Source organism: Bordetella hinzii LMG 13501 (assembly GCF_001548475.1).
In the GTDB taxonomy this organism is placed as follows: Bacteria; Pseudomonadota; Gammaproteobacteria; order Burkholderiales; family Burkholderiaceae_B; genus Bordetella; species Bordetella hinzii.
Map to the genome: position 1 here is coordinate 45,560 of NZ_LRUJ01000027.1, position 26,561 is coordinate 72,120.

A 26,561-nucleotide genomic window follows, 5' to 3' on the forward strand; every position below is an offset into this window, starting at 1 on the left:
CGCTTCCCCTGGCTTTGTGTCAGTCTCGTGCCGTCGAGGTGACGCAGGGGGATGTATGCAGGTGCCTTACTTCTCGCAGTGGGAGTCCGCCGACCTGGCGCCGGAACTGGTGGCCGGCACGGCAACACTGCGCGAGGATCCGTTGTGGCGCGCTTCGGGCGCCGTCACGCAGGACGAATATATCGAATGGGCCAACCACGTCTGCGGCATGGCCTGCCTGAAGATGGTGCTGGCCGCCCGCCTGGGGCGGGTGGAGCCCACGCTGACGCTTGCCCGCCTGGCCACCCGCTATGGCGCCTACGAGGTCGGCCCCCAGAATATCCGCGGCATGATCTATGCGCCCTTCGTGGCCATGCTCTCGGCCGAGTACGGCCTGGCCGCCGAGGTCAAGACGGCGCTGCCCGCCCGCGCGCTGCCCGGCCTGCTGGACCGCGGCCGTCTTTACATGGCGTCGGTGCATGATTCCATCCGGCTGCCCGACAGCGCGCCGCCGCGCCGCGGCGGCCATCTGGTGCTGATCACCGAGGCCGACGGGCAGCGCGTGGTCTTTCACAACCCGTCCGGAGACTCCGCCGCATCGCGCGCAGACGTCTGCCTGCCGGCCGGCGTGTTCGAGCGCTTCTACGCCGAACGCGGGGTACTCATCCACTGAGCCTTCAGACCTCCACCAGCCGGGCGCCGGGCGGCAGGTTGGCCCGCACCAGGCGGCCGGCGATCGATTGCACCATGGGGATGTTGGGAATGACGTCGCCCGGCCCGAACCACTGGGCATCCGAGATCTCGTCCTCCTGCACCCGGATCTCGCCGCCGTCGTACTCTGCCGTGAAGGCGATCATCAGGGAGTGCGGGAAGGGCCAGGACTGGCTGCCGAAATAGCGCAAGTCGCGCAGCCGCAGGCCGACCTCCTCGGCGACTTCGCGGTGCACCGCGTCCTCGATGCTCTCGCCAGCCTCGACAAAACCGGCCAGGGCCGTGTAGCGCGCCGTGGCGTAACGCGCATGGCGCGCCAGCAGGATGTGCTCGCCGCGCTTGATCAGCACCATCATCGCCGGCGAGATGCGCGGATAGGCGTGCAGGCCGCAATTGGGGCATTGCAGGCAGAGCTCGCGCGTCGAGTGTTGCATGGGCGTGGCGCAGACGCCGCAAAAGCGGTGAGTGCGCACCCATTCGGCGATCTGGAAGGCGCGCCCGGCCAGCGCGGCTTGCTCGCCCAGTTCGGGCAGCAGGGCGCGCAGCTTGCGGAAAGCGTAGCCGTCCGGGGCTTCGATCTCGCGCGCTACGTGGATGCTGCGGTATTGCGATTCGCGCATGTGCCATAGCGGCTGCATGGATTCGACGCGGATGCCTAGAAAGGCGCAGACGCCGGCATCGGGCAGTTCGACGCCTGTGGCGCGCACCAGCAGCTCGTCGCCGCGAAAAATGAAGTTCACGACTGTTTTCCTTGCGTGTCCAGGGGGGAGGGCGGCCAGGCCTTATTGCAGCCTGGCCGTGAGAATCTTGATGCCCGCGGCGGCGAAGGCCGCCGAGAACACGGCTTCGAAGAGCCGGCGCAGCCGGGTGTAGCCGCGGATCATGGGCGGGCTGGAGAACAGCAGGGCATAGCCATGGAAGACCAGGCAGCTTTGCGCGGCCAGCGCCGCCACGATGACGGCCAGCGAGCCGGCGCCGGCCTGGGCCGGGATGCCCACGGCATAGAGCGAGCCGAAGAACAGGATGGCCTTGGGATTGGTCAGGTGCAGCGTCAGGCCCTTGAGATAGGCGCGCTTGCACGAGGCGTAGCGGGTTTGCTGGACGGCGGCGCGGCCCGGCCGGGCCGCCGAACGGGCGGATTTCCAGGCGAGGTAGAGCAGATAGGCGGCGCCGCAATAGCGCATGGCTTCCAGCAGCCAGGCATTGGCCATCATGAGCGCGCCCAGGCCGAAGGCCGCCGCCGCCGACCACAGGACGGAGCCCGTGGTGACGCCGGCGGCCAGTGCCAGCCCGAACCTGCGTCCCGACGTCATGGAGGCGCCGGCGATGGCCAGCGTGGCCGGCCCGGGGCTGCCGGTGGCGATGAGGGCCGCGCCCAGGATAAGAGAGAGGTGGATGCTGTCCTGCATGGGATACCCCTGATGGATGCACAAGCATATACCAGCGCGGGCCTCTGATAGCATACGAGGCAACCGGAGCGGGATAAGCAGCGGCGCTCCGGGCATCCAGAGGTAAAGGGGGACCCGCCGGGCCATGCGCGGCGGGCGCAACAGCGCAGCGCCGGCCACGGCGGACCTGGGGGTGTTACATGACTGCGGTCGCCGGCAAATCACATGTCGCGGCTTTTGGGCTGGCCATTGTGCTGGCCGTTTCCGGCGTGGTGCTGGGCATCGGTGGCGTCAAGCTGGCGCTGCTGGGCGGGTCCTGGTATTACGTCGTGACCGGGACGGCCCTGGTGGCCACCGGCGTGCTGCTCTGGCATCGCAATGCCTGGAGCGCCTGGCTCTATGCCGCCATGCTGGCCGGCACCTTGTTGTGGTCCCTCTTGCAGGTCGGCCTGGATTTCTGGGGCCTGCTGGCCCGGCTCGCCTTTCCCTGCCTGCTGGGCCTGGGATTCTGGCTGCCGCCGGTGGTGCGGTCGCTGGCGCGCGGGCCGCGTTCCAATCGCGCCGCCCGTTTCATCACGGCTTTCTTCCTGCTGGTGTTTGCCATTCTGGTCATGGCGGGTGTGCTGCGCGGCGATCCCGCCAGCCCGCCGGAGATCCTGCCGGCCGTGCTGGCCCGCGCCCCATCGACGCAGGCCGACGGCGAGTGGCCGGGCGACCCGCAAGGCAGGCGTTTTTCCCCGCTGACCCAGGTCGGCCCCGACAACGTGGCCGGCCTGCAGGTGGCCTGGAGCTATCAGGGCGATGACAGCGACCGCGCCCGCCCTTTCGAGATCGCACCGCTCAAAGTGGGCGACAGCCTCTATCTCTGTTCCAGCGCGCTGGTCGCCCTGGACGCCGACACCGGCCGGCTGCGCTGGCAGCATCGCGATGAGCAGCGCGGCGCCACGCCGTCCTGCCGCGGCCTGGCCTATTACCGCGTGCCCGGCATGGACGAGGGCGCGTTCTGCGCGGCGCGCCTGTACGCCACGACCGCCGACGCCCGCCTGATCGCTGTCGACGCCAAGAGCGGCAGGCCTTGCCGCAGCTTCGGCGGCCAGGGCCAGATCGACCTGCATCCCGCGGCCCCCATGCCCGGGCAGGAATACATGGGGTCGGCCCCGCGCGTGGTGCGCGGCAAGGTGGTGGTGGCCGGCTGGCTGCGCGACCAGCGTTCCCAGGCCGAGTCGGCGGGCGCCTTGCGCGCCTTCGATGCCGAGACCGGGCAGGCGGCATGGAGCTTCAGCCCCGCCACGCCCGATGCCCAGCCCGCGCTGCTGGGCCTCTCGCATGCCGGCGCGCCGCTGTCGGTCGACGAGACCTTGGGCGCTATCTATCTGCCCACCGGCAACGCCATGCCCGATTACTATGGCCGCGGCGCGCAGGGCGCGGCCCAACGCTATTCCAGCGCCGTCGTCGCGCTGGACGCGCAGACCGGCCAGGAGCGCTGGGTGTTCCAGACCACGCGCCACGATGTCTGGGGCGGCGATCTCGCCGCGCAGCCGACGCTGCTGGATTTGCAGCACGAGGGGCGCAAGCTGCCGGTGCTGGTGCAGGCCACGCGCCAAGGCCAGCTCTTTCTGCTGGACCGGCGCGATGGCCGGCCCTTGCGGCTGGACGTGGCGCTCAAGCCGGTCGAGCCGGCGGACGAAGAATCCATGTGGGGCGTCACGCCCTTTGACCAGCTCTGGTGCCGGGTGCGCCTGCGCGCGGCCAGGCAGGAGGTGGACAGCCCGTCCTTCCTGCGGCTGCCCGGCCCCTTGGCGCCCTCAAGCTGGGGCGGCGTGGCCGCCGATCCGGAGCGCGGGCTGCTGGTGATCAATTGGGCGCCGGGCGCGGCCGCGCCGGGCCAGGGCCTGCTGGTTTCGCCGCTGGGCATGTCCTGCAATGCGCCCCCGCACAGCTATCTGACGGGCGTGGACCTGAACGACGGCCACATCCTGTGGAACACGCGCCTGGCGGCCTCGTACGAGGCGGGTTGGCTGTTCGCGCCCATGCACCCCTTGCCGCCGGCCGGTTCGCTCATTACGCGGTCCGGGCTGGTCTTCATTGCGACGGGCCAGGAGCAGGCGCTGCGCGCCGTGGACCTGCGCTCGGGCGACGTGCTCTGGAAGAGCCGCCTGCCTGCCGGCTCGCAAGCCACTCCCCTGAGCTACCGGTCGGCCTCGGGCCGCCAGTTTGTCCTGGTGGCCACCGCGAGCCGGTCGCGGCAGGGCGGCGTGCAAGGCGTGCGGTTGACCGCTTACGCGCTGCCGCGCTGAATGATCCGTCCCCCCGGAACGGTCAATTTCATAAAAGAGCCGAGCACCTCTGGAGAAAGTGCAATACACTCGGCACGGTGCGTCATGGTGGAACGATTCCCATCCCGCCATGCGTGCCGCGTTGCCCGCGCCGCTTCAGCGCAAACAGGAGTCGATATAGGCGCCGACCAGGATGCCGAGCTGGCGCTTTTGCTGCGGTTTGAGCTGCTGGTAGCGGGAAAACGAGATATGGGGAAAAGGCCAGGGAGCTGTCTTGGGCCCGGCCAGGGGAGTTGCGCTGCCTTCGGTAAGCCAGCCTGGGGAGACACCAAGGACTTCGGCAAGCTTGAGCAAGGCGGAGGCGCAGGGTTGCGCGCGCCGCCCGCTTTCGTAATTGCAGATGGCGCTGGGCGTCAGGCCGCTGAGTTCGGCCAGTTCCTTTTGCGTCCAGCCGCGCTGTGCCCGTGTGGCGCGGAGACGGTCGCTGAAGCTGCTCACCTCGTGTGGGAATCTGCCTGGCGTGTCGATCCCCAATTAAATCATATGCACTGGCGGGGCTAGCGGGCACTCGAAGATGATCAAGTCAAGGGATACCCACCTATTTGTGTCTGAAGGTGTCGCTTAGTTGCTAATTCCCTAGGTGGCCGGTAGGCAAATCTACACGGCTGTGGTCTACTTTTTTACACGAACGTGTATTGATCAGGTAAGGCAGGACGGTATGAGATCCGCGTTTTCCACTTCCACGTTTTGCGTATCGGGCCGCGCGCCGGCCTTCTCGACGGCCCGCCGTCACGAGCGAGGCCGAGGGTGATGGGCCGCGCCATGCGTGTCCCGTCCGATTTCTCCCCGGATTCCTTTTCGGCCAGCCAGCCGGCCAGCGCGCCCAATGCGGGCGTGCTGCTGCTGTGCGTCGATTTCGGCCAATGCCAGGCCTTGTCGCAGTCGCTTGTCGACTCCGGGTTTCCAGTAGCCAGCTGCACCGAGCTGTCGGCCATGTACGAACTGCATGGCCAGCACCGCCATGGTTTCGTGGTCTTGGCGGCTTCGCAGAGCGATGTGCTGGTGGCGGCGGCGCGTCTGCGCACGCTGGCGCCCAGTGTGGGTATCGTGGCGCTGACCCCCCGCTGTCTTCGGAGGCGCGGGTGCAGCTGCTCCTATGCGGCGTCGATACCTGCCTGGAGCAGGGCAGCAGCCACCAGGAGATCGCCGCCGTGCTGCAGGCGCTCGCGCGGCGCGGCGTGGCCCAGGCCCTGGTGCCGCCGCCGCCGGTTTCGCGGCCCCTGTCCTTGCTGGCCCCCCACCTGCCGCCCCACGCCGAAAACGGCTATATCGAACGCGGCTGGCGTCTGCTCGAGGACGGTTGGGTGTTGGCCAGCCCCGACAATGCGCGGCTGACGCTCACGGGCGCCGAGCGCGCCTTGCTGCAAGCCCTGGTGCAGGCGCCCACGCAGCGCCTGAGCCGCGAAGACCTGCTGGATGTGGTCGATGTCAGGCCCGGCCGCGGCGAACGCGCCCGCCTGCGCTATGTGGACGTGCTGATCTGCCGCCTGCGCCGCAAGGCGACGGACAGGCAGTTGCGGCTGCCCATCCGCGCCGTGCATGGCTGGGGCTATATGTTCAGCGGTAGCGAGTAAAGAGGCGGCTACGCCTCCTCGTCGGGGCGCGACGACGTGCCGGGCAGCACATCGTCCTCAGGGGTGATCACGCCGGGGTCGCCCGGCTGGGTCATCACGCGGCCGCTGCGCGGCATGCCGGCGACTTGCCGGTTCGCGCTGGGCATGGGCATTTCCGCGGTGCCATGGAACCGCCGCTGCTGGGTGACGCTGGACGACGGGAGAAACTCACGAGCAATTGCCATGATCCGACTCCTTGTTGAGCTGCCACACGCAGGCCCGCAAAAAGGCCTGTGGATCCATATTACGCGGCCATCCGCCGGAAGCCGGTGTCCAGGTGTGACGGAGCGCGGGCCTCTATAATCGGTGACGGCTTGGCCGTGTTTTCCCCGGGATCTCCTTGACTGACGCCCTCGACCGATCGCTTTCCGCCGAACTGGTGGCCGTGCTCGTCGCCGTGACGGCGGGCCAGCCGCGCGTGCTGACCACCGATGGCGGCCAATTGCTGCCGGCCGGTCCCTTCGAACTGAGCCACCGTTCTTTGCAGGCCGGCTTGCGCGCCTGGGTCGAGACCCAGACCCATCATCCGCTGGGCTACGTCGAGCAGCTCTATACCTTCGCCGACAGCGACCGCTCCAACGCGGCCGGCGCGCGCGTCATCTCGGTGAGCTACCTGGCCCTGACACGCGAGGCGGGCGACACCGGCGTGGCGCAGGTCGGCTGGCAGGACTGGTATCGCTATTTCCCGTGGGAGGACTGGCGCGGCGGCATGCCCGGCGTGCTGGCTGATATCGAACGCCGTCTGCGACAATGGGCCGGGCGCGACGCGCGCCGCGGACAGCGGCTGGCCTACAGTTTCGGGCTCGATGGCGCGCCCTGGAACGAAGACATGGTCCTGCAGCGCTATGAGCTGCTCTATGAGGCCGGCCTGGTCCCGGAGGCGGGCGCCGGACCGGCGGTGCCCGGGCAGGCCATGGGCCATGACCATCGCCGCATCCTGGCCACCGGCATCGCGCGCTTGCGCGCCAAGATCAAGTACCGCCCCGTGGTCTTCGAGCTCATGCCGGCCGAATTCACGCTCCTGCAATTGCAGACAACGGTCGAGGCCCTGGCCGGGCGCGAGCTGCACAAGCAGAATTTCCGCCGCCTGATCGAGCAACAGGACCTGGTCGAGGAGACTGGCGGCATGGCCAGCGGCACGGCGGGCCGGCCGGCCAAGCTGTTCCGCTTCCGGCGCGACGTCATGCTGGAGCGGGCGATTTCCGGCAGCAAGCTGCCTTTGGCGCGTCAATATTGAGACAGCGCGGCAACAGGCGGCAGGGGCTTGACAGCAATTTATGCTCAGTATTAGCATAAGTCCCAGGGTCATCCCGCCATTTTTTTAACGCCATATATACTCAAAATGAGCATAAAAACCGTCAACCCGACGCCCGCCCAGGAGACGGCGCGCCTCATCCCGAATCTGCCCCAGGTCATGCTGGAGCCGCTGGTTCGCGCCGCCCTGTTGGAGGACCTGGGGCGCGCGGGCGACATCACCAGCGACGCCATCGTGCCGGCCGAGGCCCGCGGACAGACGCGGCTGGTGGCGCGCCAGCCGGGCGTGCTGGCCGGCCTGGAGCTGGCCCGGCTGGCCTTTCGCCTGATCGATCCGGAGATCCGTTTCCAGGCGCTGCTGGCCGATGGGGCGCGCCTGGAGCCGGGCAGCGAGATCGCCCGTATCGAGGGCCCGGCGCGCGGCATGTTGACGGCCGAGCGCACGGCGCTGAACTTCCTTGGCCATCTGAGCGGCGTGGCCACCGCCACCGCTTCCATCGCCGACGCCATCGCCCACACGCGCTGCAAGGTCACCTGCACGCGCAAGACCATGCCCGGGCTGCGCGCGGTCCAGAAGTACGCGGTGCGCGTCGGCGGCGGCAGCAACCATCGCCATGGCCTGGATGACGCGGTGCTGATCAAAGACAACCACGTTGCCTTCGCCGGCGGCGTGGCGCAGGCCCTGGCCCGCGCTCGCGCGGCGGTGGGCCATATGGTCAAGATCGAACTCGAGGTCGACACCCTGGAGCAGCTCGACGAAGCGCTGGCCGCTGGCGTCGATGTGGTGCTGCTGGACAACATGGATCACGACACCCTGCGCGAAGCGGTGCGCCGCGTCGACGGGCGCGCCGTGACCGAGGCCTCGGGCCGCATCACGCCCGAGACCGCTCCGGCCATCGCCGCGACCGGGGTGGACCTGATGGCAGTGGGCTGGCTCACGCACAGCGCGCGGGTCCTGGATATCGGCCTGGACAGCTGATTCCGCTTTTCCTTTCTGCAAGCCGTTGACGGTGCCGGGAGGGCGCCGAGGCGGCGCTCACCCTGGAAAAACATCATGCTGCGATTGTTTGCTTTCTTCCTGGCCTGGCTGGCCATGTTGGGCGCGCCGGCCCGGGCCGACACGGCATTCCCCGTCCGGCCCATCACTATCATCGTGACCTTCCCGCCGGGCGGCGGCACGGACCTGCTGGCGCGCAAGCTGGGCGCGGCCTTGCAGCAGGACCTGGGCCAAGCGGTAGTGGTGGAAAACCGGCCCGGCGCCAGCGGCAATATTGGTGCGCGCGCCGTGGCCGAGGCCAGGCCCGACGGCTACACCTTGCTGATGGTCAACAGCTCTTTCGCCGTCAACCCCGGCGTGTTCCGGCACCTCGATTTTTCACCCGAGCGCGATTTCACCGCGGTGATCAACGTGGCCTTCGTGCCCTCGGTCATCGTGGCGCGCGCCGATTCGCCGCTGGCCAGCCTGGGGCAGGCGCTGCGCCTGGGCCTGCCCCAGGACCCCATGCCCTATGCCTCCTGCGGCAATGGCACGCCGCAGCACCTGGCCGCCGAAATGCTGCGCGCGCGCAGCCGCTCGGCCCTGCAGCAAGTGCCCTACAAGGGCTGCGGCCCGGCGCTGACGGATGTGTTGTCCGGACATGTGCCCCTGGGCGTGGTGACGGCGTCCAGCGCGGCGCCCTTCATCCGCGCGGGCAAGCTGCGCGCCCTGGCCGTGACCTCGGCGCAGCGCTCGCCCCTCATGCCGGACGTGCCCACCGTGGCGGAACAGGGCTGGCCTGGCTACGAGCTGGACCAATGGCACGGCCTGCTGGCGCCGGCGGGCACGCCGCCGGCGGTGGTGGCGCGCCTGAACCAGGCGGTGGCCGCCATTATGGCGCGTCCGGCCACACGGGCCGACCTGCAGGACCTGGGCTTCAATCCGGTAGTGAGCAGCCCCGAAGACTTCGAACGGCTGGTGCAGGCCGATATCGGCCGCTTCCGCGCGCTGACGGCCAGTATGGGGCTGCACGCGGACTGATCAGGAAAGCTGCGCGACCTGCGCCTCCAGCTGCTGCTTGAGCGCGGGCTCCAGCTTCAGCTGGCGGGCCAGCTCATCGAGGTAGGCGCGTTCCATGAAGCTTTCTTCGTCGATGACCAGGACGCTGGCCAGATACATTTCGGCGGCCATCTCGGGGGTACGCGCGGCGCGCGCCACGGCGGCCGGATCGACCGGGCGGGCCAGTTCGGCCTCCAGCCAGCCGCGGTCGGCGGCATCGCCGGACAAGCGGATGAGCTCCTGTTCGAGCAATTGGCGCTCCGCGGGACCGATGTGGCCGTCGGCCTTGGCCGCGCCTATCATCGCGACCAGCACGGCATTGCTGTGCGCCTCCGCTTCGGGCGCGGGCAGGCGGTCCAGCGTCCGGGGCGGCGCGGGCGCGGCGGCCTGGGCCTGCCGGGCCTGATTCTCCTGCCACTGCCCATAGGCCCGGTAAGCCAGGGCGCCCAGCGCGGCCATGCCGCCATACATGGCGACCTTGCCGCCAACCTTGCGTGCTTTCTTGCTGCCCAGCAGCAGCCCCAAGGCGCCGGCGCCCAGGGCGCCGCCGCCCAAGCCGGCAAGAAAGGAACCGCCGCCCTGGCCGGCGTCGCGGCCGGTGGCCTGTTGCGCCAGGTCCTGGCCGGACCGCAGCAATTGATCGAGGAGTTGACGGGCGCTCAAGACGGGCTCCTTGCGAGACAAAAACGCTCTGACCCCGGGAGGGCGTGAAAGTTCAGCGCAATGTCAGCCAGAGCGGGCCGCGGTCCGGACCAAAAAAAAGGGCGCCGCAAGGCGCCCCGTGTGCCTGGGCAAGGGTCAGTCTTCCATGCCCGGGACCACGGTCGAGAAGCCCGCGTCGACATGGGTGATTTCGCCCGTCACGCCTGCCGCCAGGTCCGAGAGCATGAAGGCGGCGACATTGCCGACGTCCTCGATGGTCACGTTGCGGCGCAAGGGCGCATTGGCTTCGACGAACTTCAGGATGGACGAGAAGTCCTTGATGCCGCTGGCGGCCAGGGTCTTGATCGGGCCGGCCGAAATGCCATTGGCGCGGATGCCGCGCGGGCCCAGCGCCGTGGCCAGGTAGCGCACGCTGGCTTCCAGCGAGGCCTTGGCCAGGCCCATGGTGTTGTAGTTGGAGACCACGCGCTCGGCGCCCAGATAGGTCAGCGTGAGGACCGAGGCCTTGCGGCCTTCCATCAGGGGCAGGGCGGCCTTGGCCATGGCCGGGAAGCTATAGGCCGAGATGTCGTGCGCGATGCGGAAGGCTTCGCGCGACAGGCCTTCGAGGAAATCGCCGGCGATGGCTTCGCGCGGCGCGAAGCCGATGGAATGGACCAGGCCGTCCAGGCCGTCCCAGCGCTCCTTGAGCGCGGCGAACGCAGCCTCGATCTGGCTGTCTTCGGCCACATCGCAGGGCAGCACGATGTCGCTGCCGAAGTCGGCGGCGAATTCGGTGATGCGGTCCTTGAATCGGTCGCCGACATAGGTGAATGCGAGTTCGGCGCCTTGTTGGTGGCAGGCGCGAGCGATGCCGTAGGCGATGGAGCGGTTCGACAGCACCCCGGTGACGAGGATGCGCTTGCCAGCGAGAAAGCCCATAGTGTTTTCCTTTGGTTGCCTTGCTTGAAGGCCGTTATTTTACGAGCATCGCGCCGGGTCAGCCGCGGGTGCCGGTGCCGGGCACCCGCAATTGCGAGCCGACCTTCAGGTTATTGCCCTTCAGGTTGTTCAAGGCGCGCAATGCGTCCACCGTGGTGCCGTAGCGCTTGGCCAGGCTGAAGAGCGTGTCGCCCGAACTCACTTTATGCGTGCGGACATTGGGCCGCGCGCTGCTGGCGCGCGCCGCCGTGGCCGGCAGCGCGCGGGGGCCGGGCTTGGCGGACAGGGCGGGTTTGTCCAGCGCGCCCACGGGCGTGGACAGCGAGGCCAGCTGGACGGCGTCGCCGGTATCGGGCTTGTTGGCCGCGCCGGCGGCCGGCACCAGCAGCACCTGGCCGGCGGCGAGTTTCTGGCGCGAAGGCACTTCGTTGATCTCGCGCAGGCGGGCCTCGGAGACGCCGTAGCGCTTGGCGATGGCCGCGTAGCTCTCGCCACGGCGCGTCGCATAGGTCGACCAGCTGCTCAGGTCGCCCTTGTAGTTCTGCATATTGGCATTGAAGGTGGCCAGCCGGTCAGCCGGCAGCAGCAGCGTGGGCTCATGCTCGCCGCGGATCATCGGGCGGTTGAAAGAGGGATTGAGGGCCTTGAACTCGTCGAGCGGCATTTCGGCGAACTTGGCGGCCAGCTCGATGTCGATGTCGCGGTTCTTCTGGACCGTGACGAAATAAGGCGTGTTGTCGACCTTGGGCAAGGCCACGGCATACTTGCGCGGGTCGGCGATGATGTTCTTGATGGCCTGCAGCTTGGGCACATAGTTGCGTGTCTCATCGGGCATGCTCAGCGACAGATAGTCCGTCGCCAGGCCGGCGGCCTCGTTCTTGGCCATGGCCCGCTGCACCGAGCCCTCGCCCCAGTTATACGATGCCAGCGCCAGATACCAATCGCCCTGCATCTCGAACAGCTTTTCCAGGTAGTCCAGCGCCGCATAGGTCGAGGCGATGGGGTCGCGCCGCTCGTCGCGCCACCAATCCTGCTTCAGGTTGAAATGCTGGCCCGTGGCGGGCACGAACTGCCACAGGCCGGAAGCCTGCGAGCGCGACAGCGCGGTCGGGTTGTAGGCACTTTCGACAAAGGGCAGCAAGGCCAGCTCGGTGGGCAGGCCGCGGCGGTTGACCTCATCGACGATGAAATACAGGTATTTGCCGGCCCGTTCGGCCATGCGCTGCACCGACTCGGGGTGGGCGGCGTAGTAGTCCGTCCATTGCTGGGACAGCTCGGTATTCAGGTTGGGGATGGCGAAGCCGCGGCGGATGCGGTCCCAGGCGTCGCGCGGCGGGCTGGTCAGGTCCACCGTGCGTGATGTGTCCTTGGCCACGTAGCGCGACGAACTGCCTTCGGCGTTCTGCTTTTGCCCGGTGCCGGCGCAACCGGCAAGGACCACGAGAAGGACGGGTAGCAGAAGTCGGAGAAGGCTCATCGGTGGTTCACTTGAAATTGTTCTTCCAGTCGCGCAGGGCGGCAAAGATGTCCACGGGGCTGGACAAAGCGTGTCCGGCCCATGCCATGGCGGCTTTGGCAACCTCTGCCTGTTGGGTACGCAGGAACGGATTGGTGTCTTTTTCCTTGCCGATGCTCGAAGGCAGGGTGGGACGGCCGTCTGCGCGCATTTGGCGGGCCTGTTCTTGCCACTGTTGCAGGGTGAGATTGGCGGGTTCTACCGTCGTGGCCCAGCGCAAATTCGCTAGAGTGTACTCGTGTGCGCAGAAAACCTGTGTATCTTCCGGTAAAGTCCCCAATTTCTCCAGGGAGGCATGCATCTGGGCCGGGGTGCCTTCGAACAGCCGCCCGCAGCCGGCCGCGAACAGCGTGTCGCCACAGAAGAGCAGGGGCCGGCCGCCGGCATGCCCGGTATAGGCGATATGGCCGGCCGTATGCCCCGGCACGTCCAGCACCGTCAGGGAAAGTCCCAGCTCAGGGATTTCCACGAGATCCCCTTCCTCCAGGCGGAAGTCGCAATGCGGCAGGGACTCGCGAGCCGGTCCATAGACCGGCACCGGCGCCTGGGCCAGCAGGTCCAGCACGCCGCCGACATGGTCGCCGTGGTGGTGCGTGAGTAGAATGGCGCGCAGCCTCAGCCCCTGTCCGGCCAGGAAATCCTGCACGGGCCGGGCCTGGCCGGGATCGACCACGACGGCCCAGCCGTCGCGGACCACGGCCCATATATAGTTGTCGGTGAAGGCCTCGATGGGCACGACCAGGCTGGCCTGGCCCGCGGTTTGGGAATGGGCTGGCATCGTATGAGGAAGGCGAAGTGGCGGAAATGACAGCGCCGATTGTAGAACTGGCCGAGTGGTTCCAGACCCCGCCCGGGAAATATGTCCTGGAATGGGAGCGCGCCCGCTTCGACGAAGAGGTGGCCGATGTGTTCGGCTTCTACGCCTGGCAGATGGGCCTGGCCGAACCCGATCTGCTGGCCTGCAACCGCATGCCTTTCAAAGGCTGGGTGGGGGCCGATCCGCTCGAGGGCGAGGTGAACTGGCAGGCCCGCGTGGTGGCCCAGCCCGAGTCGCTGCCGTTTGAATCGCAAAGCGTGGACCTGTTGCTGCTGCCCCATGTGCTGGAGTGCGCCGAGGCCCCGCACCTGGTGCTGCGCGAGGCCGAGCGGGTGCTCATGCCCGAGGGCCGTGTCGTGATTTCCGGTTTCAACCCCTGGAGCTTATGGGGCGTGCGCAATGCCTTGCCGGGCATGGAGCCCTGGCTGCCCGTGCCGCTCAAGTCCCAGGTGGCGCTGCCGCGGCTGCGCGACTGGCTCAAGCTGCTGTCCTTCGAGGTCGACCGGGGCCGCCATGGCCGTTTCGTGCCGGCCTGCCGCAGCGAGCAATGGATACGGCGCTGGCATTTCATGGAAGGCATGGGCGAGCGTTGGTGGCGCATGGGCGGGGCAGTCTACGTGGTCTCGGCCATCAAGCGCGTGGGCGGCATGCGTTTGATCGGGCCGGCCTGGAAGAAGAAACGCAAGACCGCCCAGGCGGCCTCGGTGGTGGTCAACCGCCAGGCCAGCGACGGCGGGGGCTGAGCGCGGCGCCCGCTGCACGGCCGGGCGAAATCCAGTATCGTCTTCGGCCTGTTTTCATGATGGAATGCCATGTCGACCCCCCCTGTTGCTGCCGATGTCGTTGAAATGTGGACCGATGGCGCCTGCAAGGGCAATCCCGGCCCGGGGGGCTGGGGCGTGCTCATGCGATTCGGCAGCCACGAGAAGACCTTCTTTGGGGGCGATCCCAAGACCACCAACAACCGGATGGAAATCCTGGCGGTCATTGAAGGCCTGCGGGCCCTGAAGCGGGCGTGCACGGTCATCATCCATACCGATTCGCAATATGTCATGAAGGGCATGACCGAATGGATGCCCAACTGGAAGCGCCGCGGCTGGCTGACCGCCGACAAAAAGCCGGTCAAGAACGTCGAGCTCTGGCAGGCGCTCGACGCCCAGGTCGCGCGCCACCAAGTCAGCTGGCGCTGGGTGCGCGGCCATAACGGCGACCCGGGCAATGAAATGGCCGATATGCTGGCCAACCAGGGCGTGGCCAGCGTGTCGGGCCGCTGAGGCACAGGGGAAACCCCCTAGGGAATTGACGCCACGGATCTGTGCCAGGATGTAAATCCGGATGCTACAGTGCCATGCTTCTATTCCCATGCCTGCGCGTCCTGTGCGCCGGCGCTTCACATCCCAGCATGAAAAAAGCAGCATTGCTCGCCACCCTCGTGGTTGGCCTGGCCGCTGGGGCGGCCGCGGGCGTCTATATTCCCCGTTGGCTGGCGGGCGCCGCGCCCGCGCCCGCCAAGACGGCCGCCGCGCCCAGCGCCACGCGCGTCGAGGTCGCCAAAGTCGAGGAGCGGCCCTTCGCGCGCGGCCTGTCCGCCGTGGGCAGCCTGCGCTCGGACGAGTCGGTGGTGTTGCGCCCCGAGGTCGCCGGCCGCATCCAGCAGATCGACTTCAAGGAAGGCGAGGCCGTGCGGGCCAACCAAGTCCTGATCCGCCTGGATGATTCCATTCCCAGCGCCGAACTGCAGCAGGCGCGCGCCAACCTGGCGCTGGCCGAAAGCCAGTACCGCCGCGCCGTGGACCTGCATGGCCGGGGCTTCGTCAGCCAGCAGGCCCGGGACGAGTCGGCCAGCACGCTCAAGGTGCAGCAGGCCGCCGCCGTGCTGGCGCAGGCCAAGCTCGACAAAATGACCATACGCGCCCCCTTCGCCGGCATGGTCGGCCTGCGCAATGTCTCGGTGGGCGACTACGTCAACCAAGGACAGGATCTGGCGCCGCTGGAGGCCATCGACCCGCTCAAGGTGGATTTCCGCGTGCCGGAGATGTATCTGAGCAAGCTGCGGGTGGGGCAGTCGCTGGCCGTGCGGCTCGACGCCATGCCGGGCCAGGAGCGCGCCGGCCAGGTCTATGCCGTGAGCCCGCTGGTCGATGCCGGCGGACGATCCATCCTGTTGCGCGCCACCGTGCCCAACGCCGATCATGTCCTGCGTCCGGGGATGTTCGCCCGTGTCCAGCTGCAATTCGGCGAGGATCCGGCCCTGGTCGTCCCCGAGGCCGCCCTGGCGCCCGCGGGGCAGAGCCAATATGTCTTTCGCGTGCGCGACGGCCGCGCCGAGAAGATCGAGGTCAGCGTCGGCGAACGCCGCGATGGCCGCGCCGAGATCCTCACCGGCGTGGCCGCGGGCGATCAGGTCGTCATCGCCGGCCTGCAGCGCCTGACCGACGGCGCGCCGGTCAGCGTCGTCAACGGCGGGGCCAAGTAGGCAAGGAGGCCGGCCATGGTTCTATCCGAAGTCTGTATCCGCAGGCCGGTGTTCGCCTCGGTGCTGTCGCTGATCATCATCCTGGTGGGCCTGATCTCGTATTCCCGCCTGACGGTGCGCGAGTACCCCAAGATCGACGAGCCCATCGTCTCGGTGGACACCACCTACAAGGGCGCTTCCCCCGAGGTGATCGAGTCCCAGGTCACCAAGCCGCTAGAAGACCAGCTGGCCGGCATCGAGGGCGTGGACGTGATGACCTCGCGCAGCCGTTCCGAGCGCAGCCTGATCAACATCAAGTTCAATCTCTCGCGCAGCCCCGACGCAGCCGCGGCCGAGGTGCGCGACAAGGTCTCGCGCGCGCGCCGCTTCCTGCCCGACGAGATCGACGAACCCATCATCGGCAAGGTCGAGGCCGACTCCCAGCCCATCATCTACATCGCGGTGGAGTCCGGCCCGTACTCGGCCATCCAGACCTCCGATTACATCAACCGCTATATCAAGACGCGGCTGTCGGTGCTGCCCGGAGCGGCCGAGGTGCGGGTCTTCGGCGAGCGGCTGCCGTCCATGCGCATCTATGTCGATCGCGACAAGCTGGCCGGCTACAACCTCACCGTCCAGGATGTCGAATCGTCGCTGCGCAGCCAGAACGTCGAAATCCCGGCCGGGCGGATCGAATCGCGGGCGCGCGAGTTCTCGGTGGTGTCATCCACCGACCTGCAGACGACCACCCAGTTCGAGAACATCATCATCGCCAACGTCAAGGGCTACCCGGTGCGCATGCGCGACGTGGCGCGGGTCCAGATCGACGCGGCCAATGACCGGGTGCTCTCGCGCTTCAATGGCAAGAACGCCATCAATATCGGCATCACGCGCCAGTCCACCGCCAATCCGTTGGAGCTCTCGGCAGCCGCCCGGGCCGAGGTCGAACGCCTCAACGAAAGCCTGCCGGCCGGCATGAAGCTGAGCTTCTCCTACGACACCTCGGTCTTCATCGAGCGCTCGATCGATTCGGTGTATCACACCATCGGCGAAGCCATCGTGCTGGTGGTGTTGGTGATCTTCTTCTTCCTGCGCAATCTGCGCGCCAGCCTGGTGCCTATCGTCACCATCCCCGTGTCCCTGATCGGCGCCTGCGCCATCATGTACATGTTCGGCTTCTCCATCAACACGCTTACGCTGCTGGCCATGGTGCTGGCCATCGGCCTGGTGGTCGACGACGCCATCGTGGTGCTGGAGAACATCTTCCGCCACATCGAAAACGGCATGCCGCGCCGCCAGGCGGCCATCCAGGGTTCGCGCGAGATCGGCTTCGCGGTCGTGGCCATGACGATGACCCTGGTCACGGTGTATGCGCCGCTGGCCTTTGCCACCGGCCGCACCGGGCGCCTGTTCATCGAGTTCGCGCTGACGCTGGCCGCCGCCGTGCTGGTCTCCGGCTTCGTGGCGCTGACGCTCACGCCCATGATGTGCTCGGTGCTGCTGCGCCACCAGACCGGCCATAACCGCTGGTACAACCTGATCGAAGGCTGGCTGGAAGCCCTGGCCCGGGGCTATCGCCGCGCGCTGGGGTGGTCGCTGGCGCACCGCGGCGTGGTGATAGGCATCGGCGTGGCCGTGGCCCTGGCCAGCGGCGTGCTGTTCAAGGTCGTCAAGAGCGAGCTCACCCCCATCGAAGACCGGGGCGTGATCTTCGGCATCGTCAGCGCGCCCGAGGGGGCCACGCTGGGCTATACCCTGGACAGCATGCTGGCGATCGAGAAGTTCTACGACGCCATCCCCGAGGCCAGCGTCAGCCAGACCACGGTCGGCTTTCCCACGGTCACCGACGGCACGGCCATCCTGCGCCTGAAATCCTGGGAAGAGCGCGGCCGGCGCCAGCAGGACATCGCGCGCGAACTGCAACCCAAGTTCTCTTCGCTGCCGGGCGTGCGGGCCTTCCCGACCAATCCGCCCTCGCTGGGGCAGTCGGCGCGCTCCAAGCCGGTAGAGTTCATCATCATGAGCCAGGCTTCCTATCCGGAGCTGGCCAAGCTGGTGGGGGTTTTCGTCGAAGCCCTGCGCGACTATCCGGGCCTGCAGAACCTCGACACGGACCTGCGCCTGAACACCCCCGAGCTGCGCGTGCAGGTCGACCGGGACAAGATGTCGGACGTCGGCGCCAACGTCGATGTCGTGGGCCGCACCCTGGAGTCCATGCTGGGCGGGCGCCAGGTCACGCGCTACAAGGACGAGGGCGAGCAGTACGACGTGATCGTGCAGGTCACGCCGCGCGACCGTGCCACGCCCACCGACATCTCCGGCATCTATGTCCGCGCCCGCGACGGCAGCATGGTGCAGCTGGACAACCTGCTGGCCGTGCGCGAGAGCGTCTCGCCGCAATCGCTCAACCACTTCAACCGCCTGCGCGCGGTCAAGGTGGACGCCTCGGTGGCGCCGGGCTACGCCCTGGGCGAAGTGCTGGCCCATATGCACGAAGTGGCGCGCGAAGTCCTGCCGCATACCGTCGTCACCGACCTGGACGGCCAGTCGCGCGAGTTTCGCGACTCCTCCGGCAGCATCTACCTCGTCTTCGCCATGGCGCTGGCCTTCATCTACCTGGTGCTGGCCGCCCAGTTCGAGAGCTGGCGCAATCCCTTCATCATCATGCTCTCGGTGCCGCTGTCCATGACCGGCGCCCTGCTGGCGCTCTGGCTCACGGGAGGCACGCTGTCGATCTACAGCCAGATCGGCCTGATCACGCTGGTGGGCCTGATCACCAAGCATGGCATCCTCATCGTGGAATTCGCCAACCAGCTGCGCGAGGAGGGCAAGGACATCATGGAGGCCGTGGTGGAGGCCAGCGTGCTGCGCTTGCGCCCCATCCTGATGACCACCGGCGCCATGGTGCTGGGTACCGTCCCCCTGGCCGTGGCCAGCGGGGCGGGGGCAGAATCGCGCCAGCAGATCGGCTGGGTGCTGGTGGGCGGGCTGAGCCTGGGTACACTATTGACCTTGTTCGTGGTCCCGGTGGCGTACTCGCTCATCGCGGCCACGCGGCGGGCGCCCGAGGGCCACGCCGAAACCACACCCGCTTCAGAGTAGCTTCGCCATGCGCCAGATCATCTTCGATACCGAAACCACCGGCCTGGACCCCGCCCAGGGCCACCGCATCGTTGAAATCGGCTGCGTCGAGATCGTCAACCGCGTGGTCACCGGCCGCAACCTGCACATCTACCTGAACCCGGACCGCGACAGCGACCCCGAGGCGCTCGCTGTCCATGGCCTGACCACGGAGTTCCTGTCGGACAAGCCGCGTTTCGGCGACGTGGCCGACCAGTTCATCAGTTTCATCGAGGGCGCCGAACTCATCGCCCACAACGCCGGCTTCGACGTCAAGTTCTTCAATGCCGAGCTGCAGAAGATCGGGCGCAAGAGCATAGACAGCTATTGCGACAGCGTGATCGACTCGTTGGCCCATGCGCGCACCCTCTATCCGGGCAAGCGCAATTCGCTCGATGCCCTGTGCGATCGTTATGGCATTTCCAATGCCCACCGCACGCTGCACGGGGCCTTGCTGGACTCACAACTGCTCGCCGAGGTCTGGCTGGCCATGACGCGCGGGCAGGACGCCCTGCTCATCGACGTCGACGACAGCCAGGGCGTCGGCGGCGCCCAGGTCGAGCTGGGCCAGTTCGATGCTTCCGTGCTGCCGGTCATCGCCGCGGCCGGCGAGGACCTGGCCGAGCACGAGGCCTACCTCGCCGCGCTGGACAAGGCCGTAGGCGGCGCCTGCCTGTGGCGCGGCCTGGAGCCGGCCGCCGAGGCCGCTGGCCAGGCTGTGTGATCGTCCTGTTTGCGCACGGCAAAAAAACCGTGCTAGAATCTCGCTTCTTTCAGGGTGGTTAGCTCAGTGGTAGAGCACTGCCTTCACACGGCAGGGGTCACTGGTTCGAACCCAGTACTACCCACCAAATTTGTGTGAATAATCAGGGGTTTAGCTTAACGGCTGAACCCCTGATTGTTTTGGTACTCAAAAAGTACTCAACATCTTTCCGAGAGCCACGGCGATGCTGACACTGACCGACGACGAGATTGAGCAGGTCACACGCAAGAAGCGTCGCCAGGCCCAAGCCAAGGTTTTGACCGCCCTGGGTATCCGCTTTCAGGTCCGGCCAGACGGCACGCTTCTGGTCTTCAGGGCAAGCCTGGGTATTCCGCATCAGGAGGCGCGCCCGGAGCCGAGGATGCATCTCAGGAACGCGCATCCGAAGGTGCGGCCTCCGCCACCACCCAAGCGCAAGTAATCCCGTTCCAGCTTTTTTCTACGTGTTTATGCCACGGAAGCTGAGAGGCCGGCCTAGGAGTGCATGGCCTTTTTTGGCAGGGCATGGCCCCCCGGCTACCTAAGGTGCCAACAAAAGTAAGCGTATGTTAAAAGACCTGCTTTCAGGGAGATAACATGCGGAAACTGTTGTTGGTGGGAGTTTTGTCGTCATTGCTTGCGGGCTGCTCTTCGGTAGCAGTTAATCCTGAGTCGGGAAAGCCAGTACCGATAGCCAACGTTGTCGATAAGGACTTGCTTAATGGCGGCCCGGACAAAGGCCAGGTCGTTGTTGCTCGAGATGACGCCTTCGTTGGTGGAGGGGTCGATACACGGGTCTACGTGAACGGCAAACGCATCGCGAACGTGCCGAATGCCACCGTGCTTCGCTTCTACCTTCCTGCTGGTGAACACAAGGTCGGTGTACAGATATACGGGTTGGATAACTCGGACGTTCCGGTGCGCTACGAGAAGATCAATGTTGCCGCGGCTGGGGTATATCGCTATCGCCTGATCTTCAACGGCGCGACTTGGGAGTTGATGAGTCTAGATTGAGCGGACTGGGGCCAGCCTCATGTTTCCAACTGTGGATGCGGATTGATAGGGTGGTGTCCGGCCTTGGAAGGGGAAGGTTAAGCAAATGGATAACCTCCCCCCAACCTAATGCTAAGTGGTCGGCAAGCTTCCTAAAGCCAGACCGCCTTGCACCATGCCTGTTAACAGGGCCGCAAAGGCCATCCATGCCAGAGGTGTCGCCCACCACACCGCTATTCGGACCAACCTGTTTTGGATTTTCTGCCAGAGATTCAAAGGAGGCTGGGCAGGAGATGCCCCAGACGGGCGCGTAAGGTCCGCCAGCAGCTTCGCATACATGTCTGTCGTGAGGTGATAAGAGCACGCCATCGAGAGGGTGACTAGAGCCAAACCAACGCCAAAGGCCCAGAAGGCAGAAACCATGTGGCCAGCCGCGTCTAGACCCTTAGTTCCAGCAAACGCCAGCAATGCTGCGAGGCCTCCCATGTTGGCCACTGCGATGTGCTTTTGAACCGCTGATCCCAGCGCTGCAGTTTGCCCCGTGACGGCCTCGAGGACGAATCGCCAGATCTCTCGCTCTCCTTCGGTTAACTCCTCAAAGCGAATCCTCCCGCGACCTGAGACGTATTGGAAAGCACCGCTTTCCGCTTCTTTGTCATTCTGCATAGGGTCTCACTCCTCTCATCCAGCGCGCTTTGTATCATGGGCTGAGCGCTCCAATTCGGCAATGGTGCGCACCGTCACCGCGTCTCGCGTGAGTTCGGCCAGCAGCAGACGACCACCACAAGCCAGCGACGGATGATCTCGGCGCACCCACGCCACCTGGCGGCGCGCCACCGCTTCCATCTTTTCGGCCGTGTCCGGCAGGTCGACCGGCTCTATCCGGTCAATCTCGGGCAGCAATAGCATCTTGTCCACACGGCTCTGGGTAAAGCCGGAGTCGGTGGGGTAGCGACGCCACCGCATGGCCTGAAAGCTCAAGTTGCAGGGCGACCAGCCCACCAGGACGATTTCCGCGCCGGGGAAGTCGTCAATGCCCAGCGCCTGCCTGCGAGACTCCACAGCATCTGCATAAGCGAACCCCAGGAGGTCAGGCATCAGCCGAACGGCGTCATCGAAGCTATCGGGCAACGAGCGCTCAAGCAGGTTGCGGACGGTCGACGTCAAAAGACCGTCGCCCCGCTGGGTCATGGCCATGTTCATATGGGGGAACAGCCATAGCTTGGCAGCGTGTCGATTCTGAAAGGTCTCGGCGTCTGCCAAGTCCTCCGCCCCTTCGATAAAGCCGGCGCGGGTATCCACGCTGATCAATGCGCGGTCGTGATTGATGACAACGTTGGCTAAGCTCACGGCGCAATCTCCGGAATCATGGGATTGATCATCAAAGTACCGGCGATCATCACGCCCGCTGATAGCAGCGCAGCGCCATAGGTCCCAGCCTGAATACCCCAGGCGGCCGGAGCCAAGTACGGCGCGAAGACCGATGCCACAACCACCGCGATCATGGCCACCGTGCGCAGAATCTTGTTGCCGCCTCCACCACCCTCCATCTTGGCGCGGATCAGGATCTGATCGCCAGCCTTGGGAATCAGCCGGCGCCACAGAGCAGGCGGGACTTGGCGCCCGTTGTGCCACACGTGCATCGGGGCGTTGGCCACGTGGGTGCCGGTACGTTCCAGGTAAGCGCCCAAGGTCTCCCCGGGCAGGAACGCGGCATAACTCATCACCTTGCCGGAAGGATTCAGCGGGTGCGGAAGGTGGACCAGCGAAGGTGTCCGCGGCCCATCGTTCAGTGCAAGTTCGTGCATTGCGTCACACTCCGTTCGATCATGGCGCTTGCGATCGGCCCCATGCTGATGCGAGCAGAAAAGCCGTCCGGCCAGGTGAAGAGAAGCAAGTGCTCATCGCCGTCATAGCCTCCAAAGCTCATCTCGGCGTCATGGACCGGCCGCCCGATCTTGCGAAGCTCGGCGTTTATATGGTCAACAGGCAGTTTCATGTGGACTCCCTTAGATGATTCGTTCCCAGCCGCCACCTTGGCGCGCAGGGGGGGCTTTGCCGACGTCGATGCTGCGCAGTGCCACGTAAGCCGCGCCTCCTTGACGCACGATGGATCCAGCAGGGTAGGAAAGCGCCGATTGCCACTCTCCGGCAAACGCCATAACGGGACGGGTCTCCAGTTGCTTGATGCGGGCGGCCAGAGGTTCCACGGTTTCCCTGATCAACTCGCCGATAGCCGCGCCAAACATCTCGGGATCGAAGCCGACAGAGCTACTTTCTCGGCGCTGCGCACGCTTAGGGGCGGGCATTGGGACTTCCTTAGCAGTGACGGCCATGCACTTAGCGACAGAGATGCGGGCATCAGGATTGGCAGGCACGGAGACCACGCTCAGTTCGTGCCATTCCCACTGGTCGAAGCGCAGGCCACCGGTAGGCAGCGCCGAATGCTTGAGCGCCTGAAAGCCGATAGAGACAGCGGTAAGCGCGCCGTCTTGCAGCAGCTTCCAGACCTCTTCAGCGCGCGCCACGCCCTCTGTCAGCTTGGCGCGAATGCGAATACCCGCCTTGGTAACTTCGGCGCGCACGACCGATCCGATTGGTTCGTCATGCTTGTGGGCGAACAGCAGCGGCAATGGAAGGGCAAAGGTAGCCCCCTCCGGCACGACGATATCGCCTACGCGATCTTCTCGACCCGTGGTGGCCCAGCCTTCGATCCACCGGCCATCCTCGCGCTCTAGCGCCTTTACGGCCAGGAAGGTTTGGTGATTGGCCGTCATGTCAGCTCCCGCTTTCCACAACCACCACTTCGGCGCCCTGGGCGATATCCCAGCTACGCTCAATCAGCAGGCCAAGGCAGTTGGTTTGCCATAGGCTGACCATCTGCGCGGGCGACTGCGGCGTATCCCGCATGTCGAGCGAGGCATGTTCGGCGGTGCGCACCTGGACGCCAGCATCCAGCATCGCGATGCGCGAGGCCGGGATAATCTGCATGTCGGTGGCATCGTCGATTGCGACAACCTCAACCCCGGGTACGAACGTCCCGCCGCGTACGCTCATGCCACCCCGGTTCTCTACTCGGGTTGCAAGGTCACGGACGTCAGCGGCAGGAGCCGCTACCACGTAGCCATAGGAAGGCTCGGCAGCGCGCAGGCCGGCCCGCAGGTCGGTCAGCACGTCTCCTGTCCCTTGGATGGTGGCGGTGTTGGAGTTGATCAGCGCGGCCAGGACGGCTTTATTGGTGGCGCGGGCCACCGTTTGCTCAAGCTCGACCTCAAAGAGTCGACGAAGCTCAGGGCCACCAGCCCGGGCCAGTTCCTGAGTCATGACGATGATTGCGGCGGACTTGCTGTATCCAGCATCCGCGGTCGTTGCGGTCAGGTTCTTGACGGGCTTGGGATCGCCTTCGGCCACAAGGTCACCCACCGCATCTGAGGCGATCATGATCCGAGGGACGTTGCGGGGTAGGACTCGAGCGTACTTCTTGATCTGGTCCAGGATCGATTGCTCGGCGATGGTGGCCAGGAAGGCGCTTGCCATGTCGGCAACGTTCCCATCGCCCCACAGGTCCGACCATATCAGCGTCGATTCCGCTACCGCCTTGCGCACCAGCGGGTTGCCGTGCTGCTTGAGCGCCGTGAGCAGGTTGTCGTTGTTGTCGTGCTGAATCGTCATCAGCGCAAGGTCGACAAAGGCTTTTGCCTGTTGTCGCTGGTTGCGACCGACGAACGAATCTGCCATCGTGTCTAAGGCAGTGCGGGCGCGGTTCAGCGCCGCGTATTCAAGGGCATCCATCGCTTTCATTCCATGTGATTGAGGATGGCCCATGATGGCAAATTCGTTATAAATCAATCACTCTCGTGCGATTTTCCGTAGGCGTTCGATCTGTTCAGGCAGCGCTGGGCCAACGTCGGGGATGGCTGGATGCTTGGCGCGCAAGTAGTCCAACACGTTCGTTGTGAAGACATACCAGCTAGCGGCCATGACCCCAGCCAACCGCCGCTTATCCGTGCCCTCTGTTTGCCGCCAAGCTTCCTCACTGGCGCGGGCTAGCACGTCGGGCAGCGCTGAGGCGATTTCGAGCAGTCGGGCGTCAGACTCGCTAGATTCCCGCCACTGGCGCACGGCCTCCACGTCCACCATGCAGGCATGACCGCGCCCTTTGTGCCCACGCAGGGCCACAGGGCAGCCCTCACGGACCCAACGGCGCAGTGTGCCTACAGGGATGCCAAGGTGGTGCGCGGCTTCGGGTAGGGTCAGCATGAGAAACCCCAAAAGAACCCAGTGGGTTTCTGCTGGGTTTTTTGTGCAAACCCGGCGCCTTTTTTCTGGACGTTTATGGAAAGCGAGTTGAGCGTCCGGCCTAGGAAAATCAAGGCTCTCCAGGCGTTCGGCACCCCCCCGGAGGCCATCAGCCAGGGTCGTCCCGTGAATTGTGGATGCGGGAATTTAGGGCAGCGGTCGGTCGGGGAAAGCTTGCCGGTTTTCAGTGTTCCCGGCCCCCCCTGGTGCAACGATGCGTGCACGGTTCGTGCTGCCAGCGTCCCCAATCCGTGAGCCTTCACTGAGTCGTCAGTGATAAAGCACGACCAAGGCAGTGCCTGCACACTACCAAGGCCATGCGTGACACCGCGTGACGCTGCGTGACGGGAACGTGACGTAACGCCGTCGTTCTGCAAATTTGCAGAACGATTGATAGTCCGAGATCCGTTCACCTGTCCCGATACCGGACTACCCAAGAGCGGCAACGTTGCCGGTCTAGAGACGGTGGCGTTCTCACTGGTAATGTTTCCAGTAACGGCGCTGGCGTTCCATGGTTCCACTTGGCGTTTCACCGACCGTTTGCCTTGTACCTGTTCCCAGAAGACAGCAACAGAAAACTGCCTACAGATGGCAACCCTTTTAAACCTTCCCTTGTTTCCGGGGTGATCAAACATTGCTCACCTCTCTATGGGAAACGCCCCTGATTCCGGGGAGATAAGGCGCGATTTCGAAACCCAATCTCCCCGGTTTCCGGGGGATGCTCCGTGGGGAGAGTCGCGTTTATCTCCCCGGTTTCCGGGGGACAGGAATTGTTTTTTCCTGCCGTCGTTCGGGTCGATAGTGCTCGACTCAACGGTCAGGAAGTTCAAGTAAGGCCAATGCTTCGGATCGACGTACATCGACCTTTCGTAGTGCAGCCGGTACCAGGTGACGCCCACCCATTCAGCCGTTTCTGGCGGGTGGCCACGGCGCGTCTGGATAACGAATGGCGTATCGATCAGGTAGTCTCGTGCGCGCTCCAAGGTTGATTTGCTCGTCCAGCCGTAACGCTGCATCACTGTGAATGAAGGCGTAAGGCGTCCGTTATTCCCACCGGTAAATTGCAGGAGCAGATCGACCAGCAGGGAGCGCGCAGAGCTGGGCAACGCCCTGTACGCGGGGCTTTCCAGCACCTGTACAGGGATCGCCACAAACCGGAACGGTAGAGCGAGCGCGACCTTACTGCGGTCGGGTTTAGCCATTGGCCCTCCGATTCCAAGCCGCCGCAGCGTCCGGCGCGCCCATCATTGCCCACGTAGTACCGCCGCATTCGTAGGCTTCGCAGCGCACCCGAAACCACATCGGCGCGCCCGGCATGGGCTTGAGCTGACCTTTGCCGCCGCAGTACGGGCAGGGCTTGAGCTGGGCCTGAAGGCCGTTCAGTTTCTGGGCCTTCATTGCTTCGTCTCCTTGCGGTCCAAGCACAAGGCAGACCGCAGGCTACCCAGCATCGTCTTGTCCTCGTTCAGCTTGTAGGCAGCCCACAGCAGCGCGTTGACCTCGTCGGATACGTTCGGCATGAGCGTCACGACGGCCGTCAGGATCCCGTTGATCCGTTTCAGGTGGAGTTCAATCTGCTGCAGGCTCATCTCGGCCTGTAGGAGGTTCGGCTTGCCAAAATCTGGATGGTTAGGGGTGAAGATGCCCGTGGGAACATAGACCGGGACGCTCGCGTTTTCGTGGGCCGTCTGATCCTGAGGAGGGATGAGCTTGATTGCA

General features: G+C 65.7%; 32 protein-coding genes and 1 tRNA gene. 14 read left to right on the top strand and 19 right to left on the bottom strand.

The window, feature by feature from the left end; genetic code table 11:
- Positions 1-55 precede the first annotated feature (55 nt).
- Positions 56-652: a C39 family peptidase gene (locus AXA74_RS16720; protein WP_032955376.1), complete on the top strand. Its 597-nt coding sequence runs from the start codon at positions 56-58 to the stop codon at positions 650-652.
- A 4-nt stretch (positions 653-656) separates the two neighbouring features.
- Here AXA74_RS16720 and nudC read toward each other — a convergent pair whose 3' ends face one another.
- Both nudC and AXA74_RS16730 read right to left on the bottom strand, forming a co-directional pair.
- Complete coding sequence (nudC, locus tag AXA74_RS16725) at positions 657-1,430, bottom strand: NAD(+) diphosphatase (protein ID WP_029580241.1); 774 nt, start codon at positions 1,428-1,430, stop codon at positions 657-659.
- A 42-nt stretch (positions 1,431-1,472) separates the two neighbouring features.
- A complete protein-coding gene (locus AXA74_RS16730) occupies positions 1,473-2,099 on the bottom strand; it encodes a LysE family translocator (RefSeq protein ID WP_029580242.1) in 627 nt (208 codons plus the stop codon).
- A gap of 179 nt (positions 2,100-2,278) precedes the next feature.
- Between AXA74_RS16730 and AXA74_RS16735 the strand changes: the two genes are divergently transcribed.
- The gene (locus AXA74_RS16735) at positions 2,279-4,375 is read left to right on the top strand and encodes an outer membrane protein assembly factor BamB family protein (protein WP_032979322.1); all 2,097 of its coding nucleotides are present in this window, start codon (positions 2,279-2,281) and stop codon (positions 4,373-4,375) included.
- Between the two features lie 135 nt (positions 4,376-4,510).
- Here the strand turns inward: AXA74_RS16735 and AXA74_RS16740 are convergent, their stop codons facing one another.
- On the bottom strand, positions 4,511-4,852 hold the full coding sequence (locus tag AXA74_RS16740) for a helix-turn-helix domain-containing protein (protein WP_051350509.1): 342 nt from the start codon (positions 4,850-4,852) through the stop codon (positions 4,511-4,513).
- 182 nt (positions 4,853-5,034) lie between these two features.
- Complete coding sequence (locus AXA74_RS24710) at positions 5,035-5,349, bottom strand: hypothetical protein (protein WP_223850567.1); 315 nt, start codon at positions 5,347-5,349, stop codon at positions 5,035-5,037.
- Between the two features lie 147 nt (positions 5,350-5,496).
- On the opposite strand from AXA74_RS24710, the gene AXA74_RS24715 reads away from it, so the two are divergent.
- Positions 5,497-5,988 (top strand): helix-turn-helix domain-containing protein, encoded by a 492-nt coding sequence (locus tag AXA74_RS24715; protein WP_230588840.1) that lies wholly within the window; start codon positions 5,497-5,499, stop codon positions 5,986-5,988.
- 8 nt (positions 5,989-5,996) lie between these two features.
- On the opposite strand, the gene AXA74_RS16750 is transcribed toward AXA74_RS24715, so the two are convergent.
- Positions 5,997-6,212, bottom strand: coding sequence for a hypothetical protein (locus AXA74_RS16750; RefSeq protein ID WP_029580247.1), 216 nt, complete (start codon positions 6,210-6,212; stop codon positions 5,997-5,999).
- 155 nt (positions 6,213-6,367) lie between these two features.
- Between AXA74_RS16750 and AXA74_RS16755 the strand changes: the two genes are divergently transcribed.
- From AXA74_RS16755 to AXA74_RS16765, 3 genes are all read left to right on the top strand, one after another.
- Positions 6,368-7,264, top strand: coding sequence for an NUDIX hydrolase (locus AXA74_RS16755; protein WP_029580248.1), 897 nt, complete (start codon positions 6,368-6,370; stop codon positions 7,262-7,264).
- A gap of 105 nt (positions 7,265-7,369) precedes the next feature.
- Positions 7,370-8,260: a carboxylating nicotinate-nucleotide diphosphorylase gene (gene nadC, locus AXA74_RS16760; RefSeq protein WP_032955379.1), complete on the top strand. Its 891-nt coding sequence runs from the start codon at positions 7,370-7,372 to the stop codon at positions 8,258-8,260.
- 114 nt (positions 8,261-8,374) lie between these two features.
- Positions 8,375-9,298, top strand: coding sequence for a tripartite tricarboxylate transporter substrate binding protein (locus AXA74_RS16765; RefSeq protein WP_230584683.1), 924 nt, complete (start codon positions 8,375-8,377; stop codon positions 9,296-9,298).
- On the opposite strand, the gene AXA74_RS16770 is transcribed toward AXA74_RS16765, so the two are convergent.
- From AXA74_RS16770 to gloB, 4 genes are all read right to left on the bottom strand, one after another.
- The gene (locus AXA74_RS16770) at positions 9,299-9,979 is read right to left on the bottom strand and encodes a tellurite resistance TerB family protein (protein WP_029580251.1); all 681 of its coding nucleotides are present in this window, start codon (positions 9,977-9,979) and stop codon (positions 9,299-9,301) included.
- Positions 9,980-10,114: 135 nt separating this feature from the next.
- Positions 10,115-10,900, bottom strand: coding sequence for an enoyl-ACP reductase FabI (gene fabI / locus AXA74_RS16775; RefSeq protein ID WP_029580252.1), 786 nt, complete (start codon positions 10,898-10,900; stop codon positions 10,115-10,117).
- Between the two features lie 58 nt (positions 10,901-10,958).
- On the bottom strand, positions 10,959-12,377 hold the full coding sequence (locus AXA74_RS16780; protein ID WP_032979323.1) for a LysM peptidoglycan-binding domain-containing protein: 1,419 nt from the start codon (positions 12,375-12,377) through the stop codon (positions 10,959-10,961).
- 7 nt (positions 12,378-12,384) lie between these two features.
- Entirely contained in the window at positions 12,385-13,194 is an 810-nt protein-coding gene (gene gloB / locus AXA74_RS16785) for a hydroxyacylglutathione hydrolase (protein ID WP_029580254.1), read from the bottom strand.
- A gap of 17 nt (positions 13,195-13,211) precedes the next feature.
- On the opposite strand from gloB, the gene AXA74_RS16790 reads away from it, so the two are divergent.
- The 8 genes from AXA74_RS16790 to AXA74_RS16825 all read left to right on the top strand — a co-directional run bounded on the left by AXA74_RS16790 (position 13,212) and on the right by AXA74_RS16825 (position 20,564).
- Positions 13,212-13,976 (top strand): class I SAM-dependent methyltransferase, encoded by a 765-nt coding sequence (locus AXA74_RS16790; RefSeq protein WP_032963396.1) that lies wholly within the window; start codon positions 13,212-13,214, stop codon positions 13,974-13,976.
- A gap of 69 nt (positions 13,977-14,045) precedes the next feature.
- Entirely contained in the window at positions 14,046-14,507 is a 462-nt protein-coding gene (gene rnhA / locus AXA74_RS16795; protein WP_029580256.1) for a ribonuclease HI, read from the top strand.
- Between the two features lie 128 nt (positions 14,508-14,635).
- Complete coding sequence (locus tag AXA74_RS16800; RefSeq protein WP_032979324.1) at positions 14,636-15,709, top strand: efflux RND transporter periplasmic adaptor subunit; 1,074 nt, start codon at positions 14,636-14,638, stop codon at positions 15,707-15,709.
- 15 nt (positions 15,710-15,724) lie between these two features.
- On the top strand, positions 15,725-18,790 hold the full coding sequence (locus AXA74_RS16805) for an efflux RND transporter permease subunit (protein WP_032979325.1): 3,066 nt from the start codon (positions 15,725-15,727) through the stop codon (positions 18,788-18,790).
- A 7-nt stretch (positions 18,791-18,797) separates the two neighbouring features.
- Positions 18,798-19,532, top strand: coding sequence for a DNA polymerase III subunit epsilon (dnaQ, locus tag AXA74_RS16810; RefSeq protein ID WP_029580259.1), 735 nt, complete (start codon positions 18,798-18,800; stop codon positions 19,530-19,532).
- A 52-nt stretch (positions 19,533-19,584) separates the two neighbouring features.
- A tRNA-Val gene (locus AXA74_RS16815) sits at positions 19,585-19,659 on the top strand.
- Between the two features lie 96 nt (positions 19,660-19,755).
- Positions 19,756-19,992: a DUF4224 domain-containing protein gene (locus AXA74_RS16820; RefSeq protein WP_060833221.1), complete on the top strand. Its 237-nt coding sequence runs from the start codon at positions 19,756-19,758 to the stop codon at positions 19,990-19,992.
- Positions 19,993-20,147: 155 nt separating this feature from the next.
- On the top strand, positions 20,148-20,564 hold the full coding sequence (locus AXA74_RS16825) for a hypothetical protein (RefSeq protein ID WP_126623631.1): 417 nt from the start codon (positions 20,148-20,150) through the stop codon (positions 20,562-20,564).
- Between the two features lie 111 nt (positions 20,565-20,675).
- Here AXA74_RS16825 and AXA74_RS16830 read toward each other — a convergent pair whose 3' ends face one another.
- The 10 genes from AXA74_RS16830 to AXA74_RS24400 form a co-directional block, all read right to left on the bottom strand.
- Positions 20,676-21,209, bottom strand: coding sequence for a hypothetical protein (locus AXA74_RS16830; RefSeq protein ID WP_060833223.1), 534 nt, complete (start codon positions 21,207-21,209; stop codon positions 20,676-20,678).
- Positions 21,210-21,224: 15 nt separating this feature from the next.
- On the bottom strand, positions 21,225-21,893 hold the full coding sequence (locus AXA74_RS16835) for a hypothetical protein (RefSeq protein ID WP_060833224.1): 669 nt from the start codon (positions 21,891-21,893) through the stop codon (positions 21,225-21,227).
- Positions 21,890-22,351: a hypothetical protein gene (locus AXA74_RS24570; protein ID WP_197723093.1), complete on the bottom strand. Its 462-nt coding sequence runs from the start codon at positions 22,349-22,351 to the stop codon at positions 21,890-21,892. The genes AXA74_RS16835 and AXA74_RS24570 overlap by 4 nt, the downstream gene beginning before the upstream one ends.
- Entirely contained in the window at positions 22,333-22,542 is a 210-nt protein-coding gene (locus tag AXA74_RS16845; RefSeq protein WP_060833226.1) for a hypothetical protein, read from the bottom strand. The genes AXA74_RS24570 and AXA74_RS16845 overlap by 19 nt, the downstream gene beginning before the upstream one ends.
- Before the next feature lie 10 nt (positions 22,543-22,552).
- Entirely contained in the window at positions 22,553-23,320 is a 768-nt protein-coding gene (locus AXA74_RS16850) for an HK97 family phage prohead protease (protein WP_060833227.1), read from the bottom strand.
- 1 nt (position 23,321) lies between these two features.
- The gene (locus AXA74_RS16855) at positions 23,322-24,392 is read right to left on the bottom strand and encodes a hypothetical protein (RefSeq protein WP_126623630.1); all 1,071 of its coding nucleotides are present in this window, start codon (positions 24,390-24,392) and stop codon (positions 23,322-23,324) included.
- On the bottom strand, positions 24,393-24,803 hold the full coding sequence (locus tag AXA74_RS24875; RefSeq protein WP_126623629.1) for a helix-turn-helix domain-containing protein: 411 nt from the start codon (positions 24,801-24,803) through the stop codon (positions 24,393-24,395).
- Positions 24,804-25,480: 677 nt separating this feature from the next.
- Entirely contained in the window at positions 25,481-26,044 is a 564-nt protein-coding gene (locus tag AXA74_RS24260) for a hypothetical protein (RefSeq protein WP_126623628.1), read from the bottom strand.
- The gene (locus tag AXA74_RS16865; protein ID WP_060833230.1) at positions 26,037-26,240 is read right to left on the bottom strand and encodes a Lar family restriction alleviation protein; all 204 of its coding nucleotides are present in this window, start codon (positions 26,238-26,240) and stop codon (positions 26,037-26,039) included. Before AXA74_RS16865 ends, AXA74_RS24260 begins: the two co-directional genes overlap by 8 nt.
- A partial coding sequence (locus tag AXA74_RS24400) for a hypothetical protein (protein WP_162266986.1) occupies positions 26,237-26,561 on the bottom strand: 325 nt, incomplete at its 5' end. The genes AXA74_RS16865 and AXA74_RS24400, both read right to left, overlap by 4 nt.

Bases quoted from the DNA above. Each gene is read 5' to 3' on its own strand.
- AXA74_RS16720 (WP_032955376.1), top strand. From the start codon at position 56: ATGCAGGTGCCTTACTTCTCGCAGTGGGAGTCCGCCGACCTGGCGCCG.
- AXA74_RS16730 (WP_029580242.1), bottom strand. From the start codon at position 2,099: ATGCAGGACAGCATCCACCTCTCTCTTATCCTGGGCGCGGCCCTCATC.
- AXA74_RS16735 (WP_032979322.1), top strand. From the start codon at position 2,279: ATGACTGCGGTCGCCGGCAAATCACATGTCGCGGCTTTTGGGCTGGCC.
- AXA74_RS24710 (WP_223850567.1), bottom strand. From the start codon at position 5,349: ATGGCCGACAGCTCGGTGCAGCTGGCTACTGGAAACCCGGAGTCGACA.
- AXA74_RS16750 (WP_029580247.1), bottom strand. From the start codon at position 6,212: ATGGCAATTGCTCGTGAGTTTCTCCCGTCGTCCAGCGTCACCCAGCAG.
- nadC (WP_032955379.1), top strand. From the start codon at position 7,370: ATGAGCATAAAAACCGTCAACCCGACGCCCGCCCAGGAGACGGCGCGC.
- AXA74_RS16765 (WP_230584683.1), top strand. From the start codon at position 8,375: ATGTTGGGCGCGCCGGCCCGGGCCGACACGGCATTCCCCGTCCGGCCC.
- fabI (WP_029580252.1), bottom strand. From the start codon at position 10,900: ATGGGCTTTCTCGCTGGCAAGCGCATCCTCGTCACCGGGGTGCTGTCG.
- AXA74_RS16780 (WP_032979323.1), bottom strand. From the start codon at position 12,377: ATGAGCCTTCTCCGACTTCTGCTACCCGTCCTTCTCGTGGTCCTTGCC.
- gloB (WP_029580254.1), bottom strand. From the start codon at position 13,194: ATGCCAGCCCATTCCCAAACCGCGGGCCAGGCCAGCCTGGTCGTGCCC.
- rnhA (WP_029580256.1), top strand. From the start codon at position 14,046: ATGTCGACCCCCCCTGTTGCTGCCGATGTCGTTGAAATGTGGACCGAT.
- AXA74_RS16800 (WP_032979324.1), top strand. From the start codon at position 14,636: ATGAAAAAAGCAGCATTGCTCGCCACCCTCGTGGTTGGCCTGGCCGCT.
- AXA74_RS16805 (WP_032979325.1), top strand. From the start codon at position 15,725: ATGGTTCTATCCGAAGTCTGTATCCGCAGGCCGGTGTTCGCCTCGGTG.
- dnaQ (WP_029580259.1), top strand. From the start codon at position 18,798: ATGCGCCAGATCATCTTCGATACCGAAACCACCGGCCTGGACCCCGCC.
- AXA74_RS16820 (WP_060833221.1), top strand. From the start codon at position 19,756: ATGCTGACACTGACCGACGACGAGATTGAGCAGGTCACACGCAAGAAG.
- AXA74_RS16825 (WP_126623631.1), top strand. From the start codon at position 20,148: ATGCGGAAACTGTTGTTGGTGGGAGTTTTGTCGTCATTGCTTGCGGGC.
- AXA74_RS16830 (WP_060833223.1), bottom strand. From the start codon at position 21,209: ATGCAGAATGACAAAGAAGCGGAAAGCGGTGCTTTCCAATACGTCTCA.
- AXA74_RS24570 (WP_197723093.1), bottom strand. From the start codon at position 22,351: ATGCACGAACTTGCACTGAACGATGGGCCGCGGACACCTTCGCTGGTC.
- AXA74_RS16845 (WP_060833226.1), bottom strand. From the start codon at position 22,542: ATGAAACTGCCTGTTGACCATATAAACGCCGAGCTTCGCAAGATCGGG.
- AXA74_RS16850 (WP_060833227.1), bottom strand. From the start codon at position 23,320: ATGACGGCCAATCACCAAACCTTCCTGGCCGTAAAGGCGCTAGAGCGC.
- AXA74_RS24875 (WP_126623629.1), bottom strand. From the start codon at position 24,803: ATGCTGACCCTACCCGAAGCCGCGCACCACCTTGGCATCCCTGTAGGC.
- AXA74_RS24260 (WP_126623628.1), bottom strand. From the start codon at position 26,044: ATGGCTAAACCCGACCGCAGTAAGGTCGCGCTCGCTCTACCGTTCCGG.
- AXA74_RS16865 (WP_060833230.1), bottom strand. From the start codon at position 26,240: ATGAAGGCCCAGAAACTGAACGGCCTTCAGGCCCAGCTCAAGCCCTGC.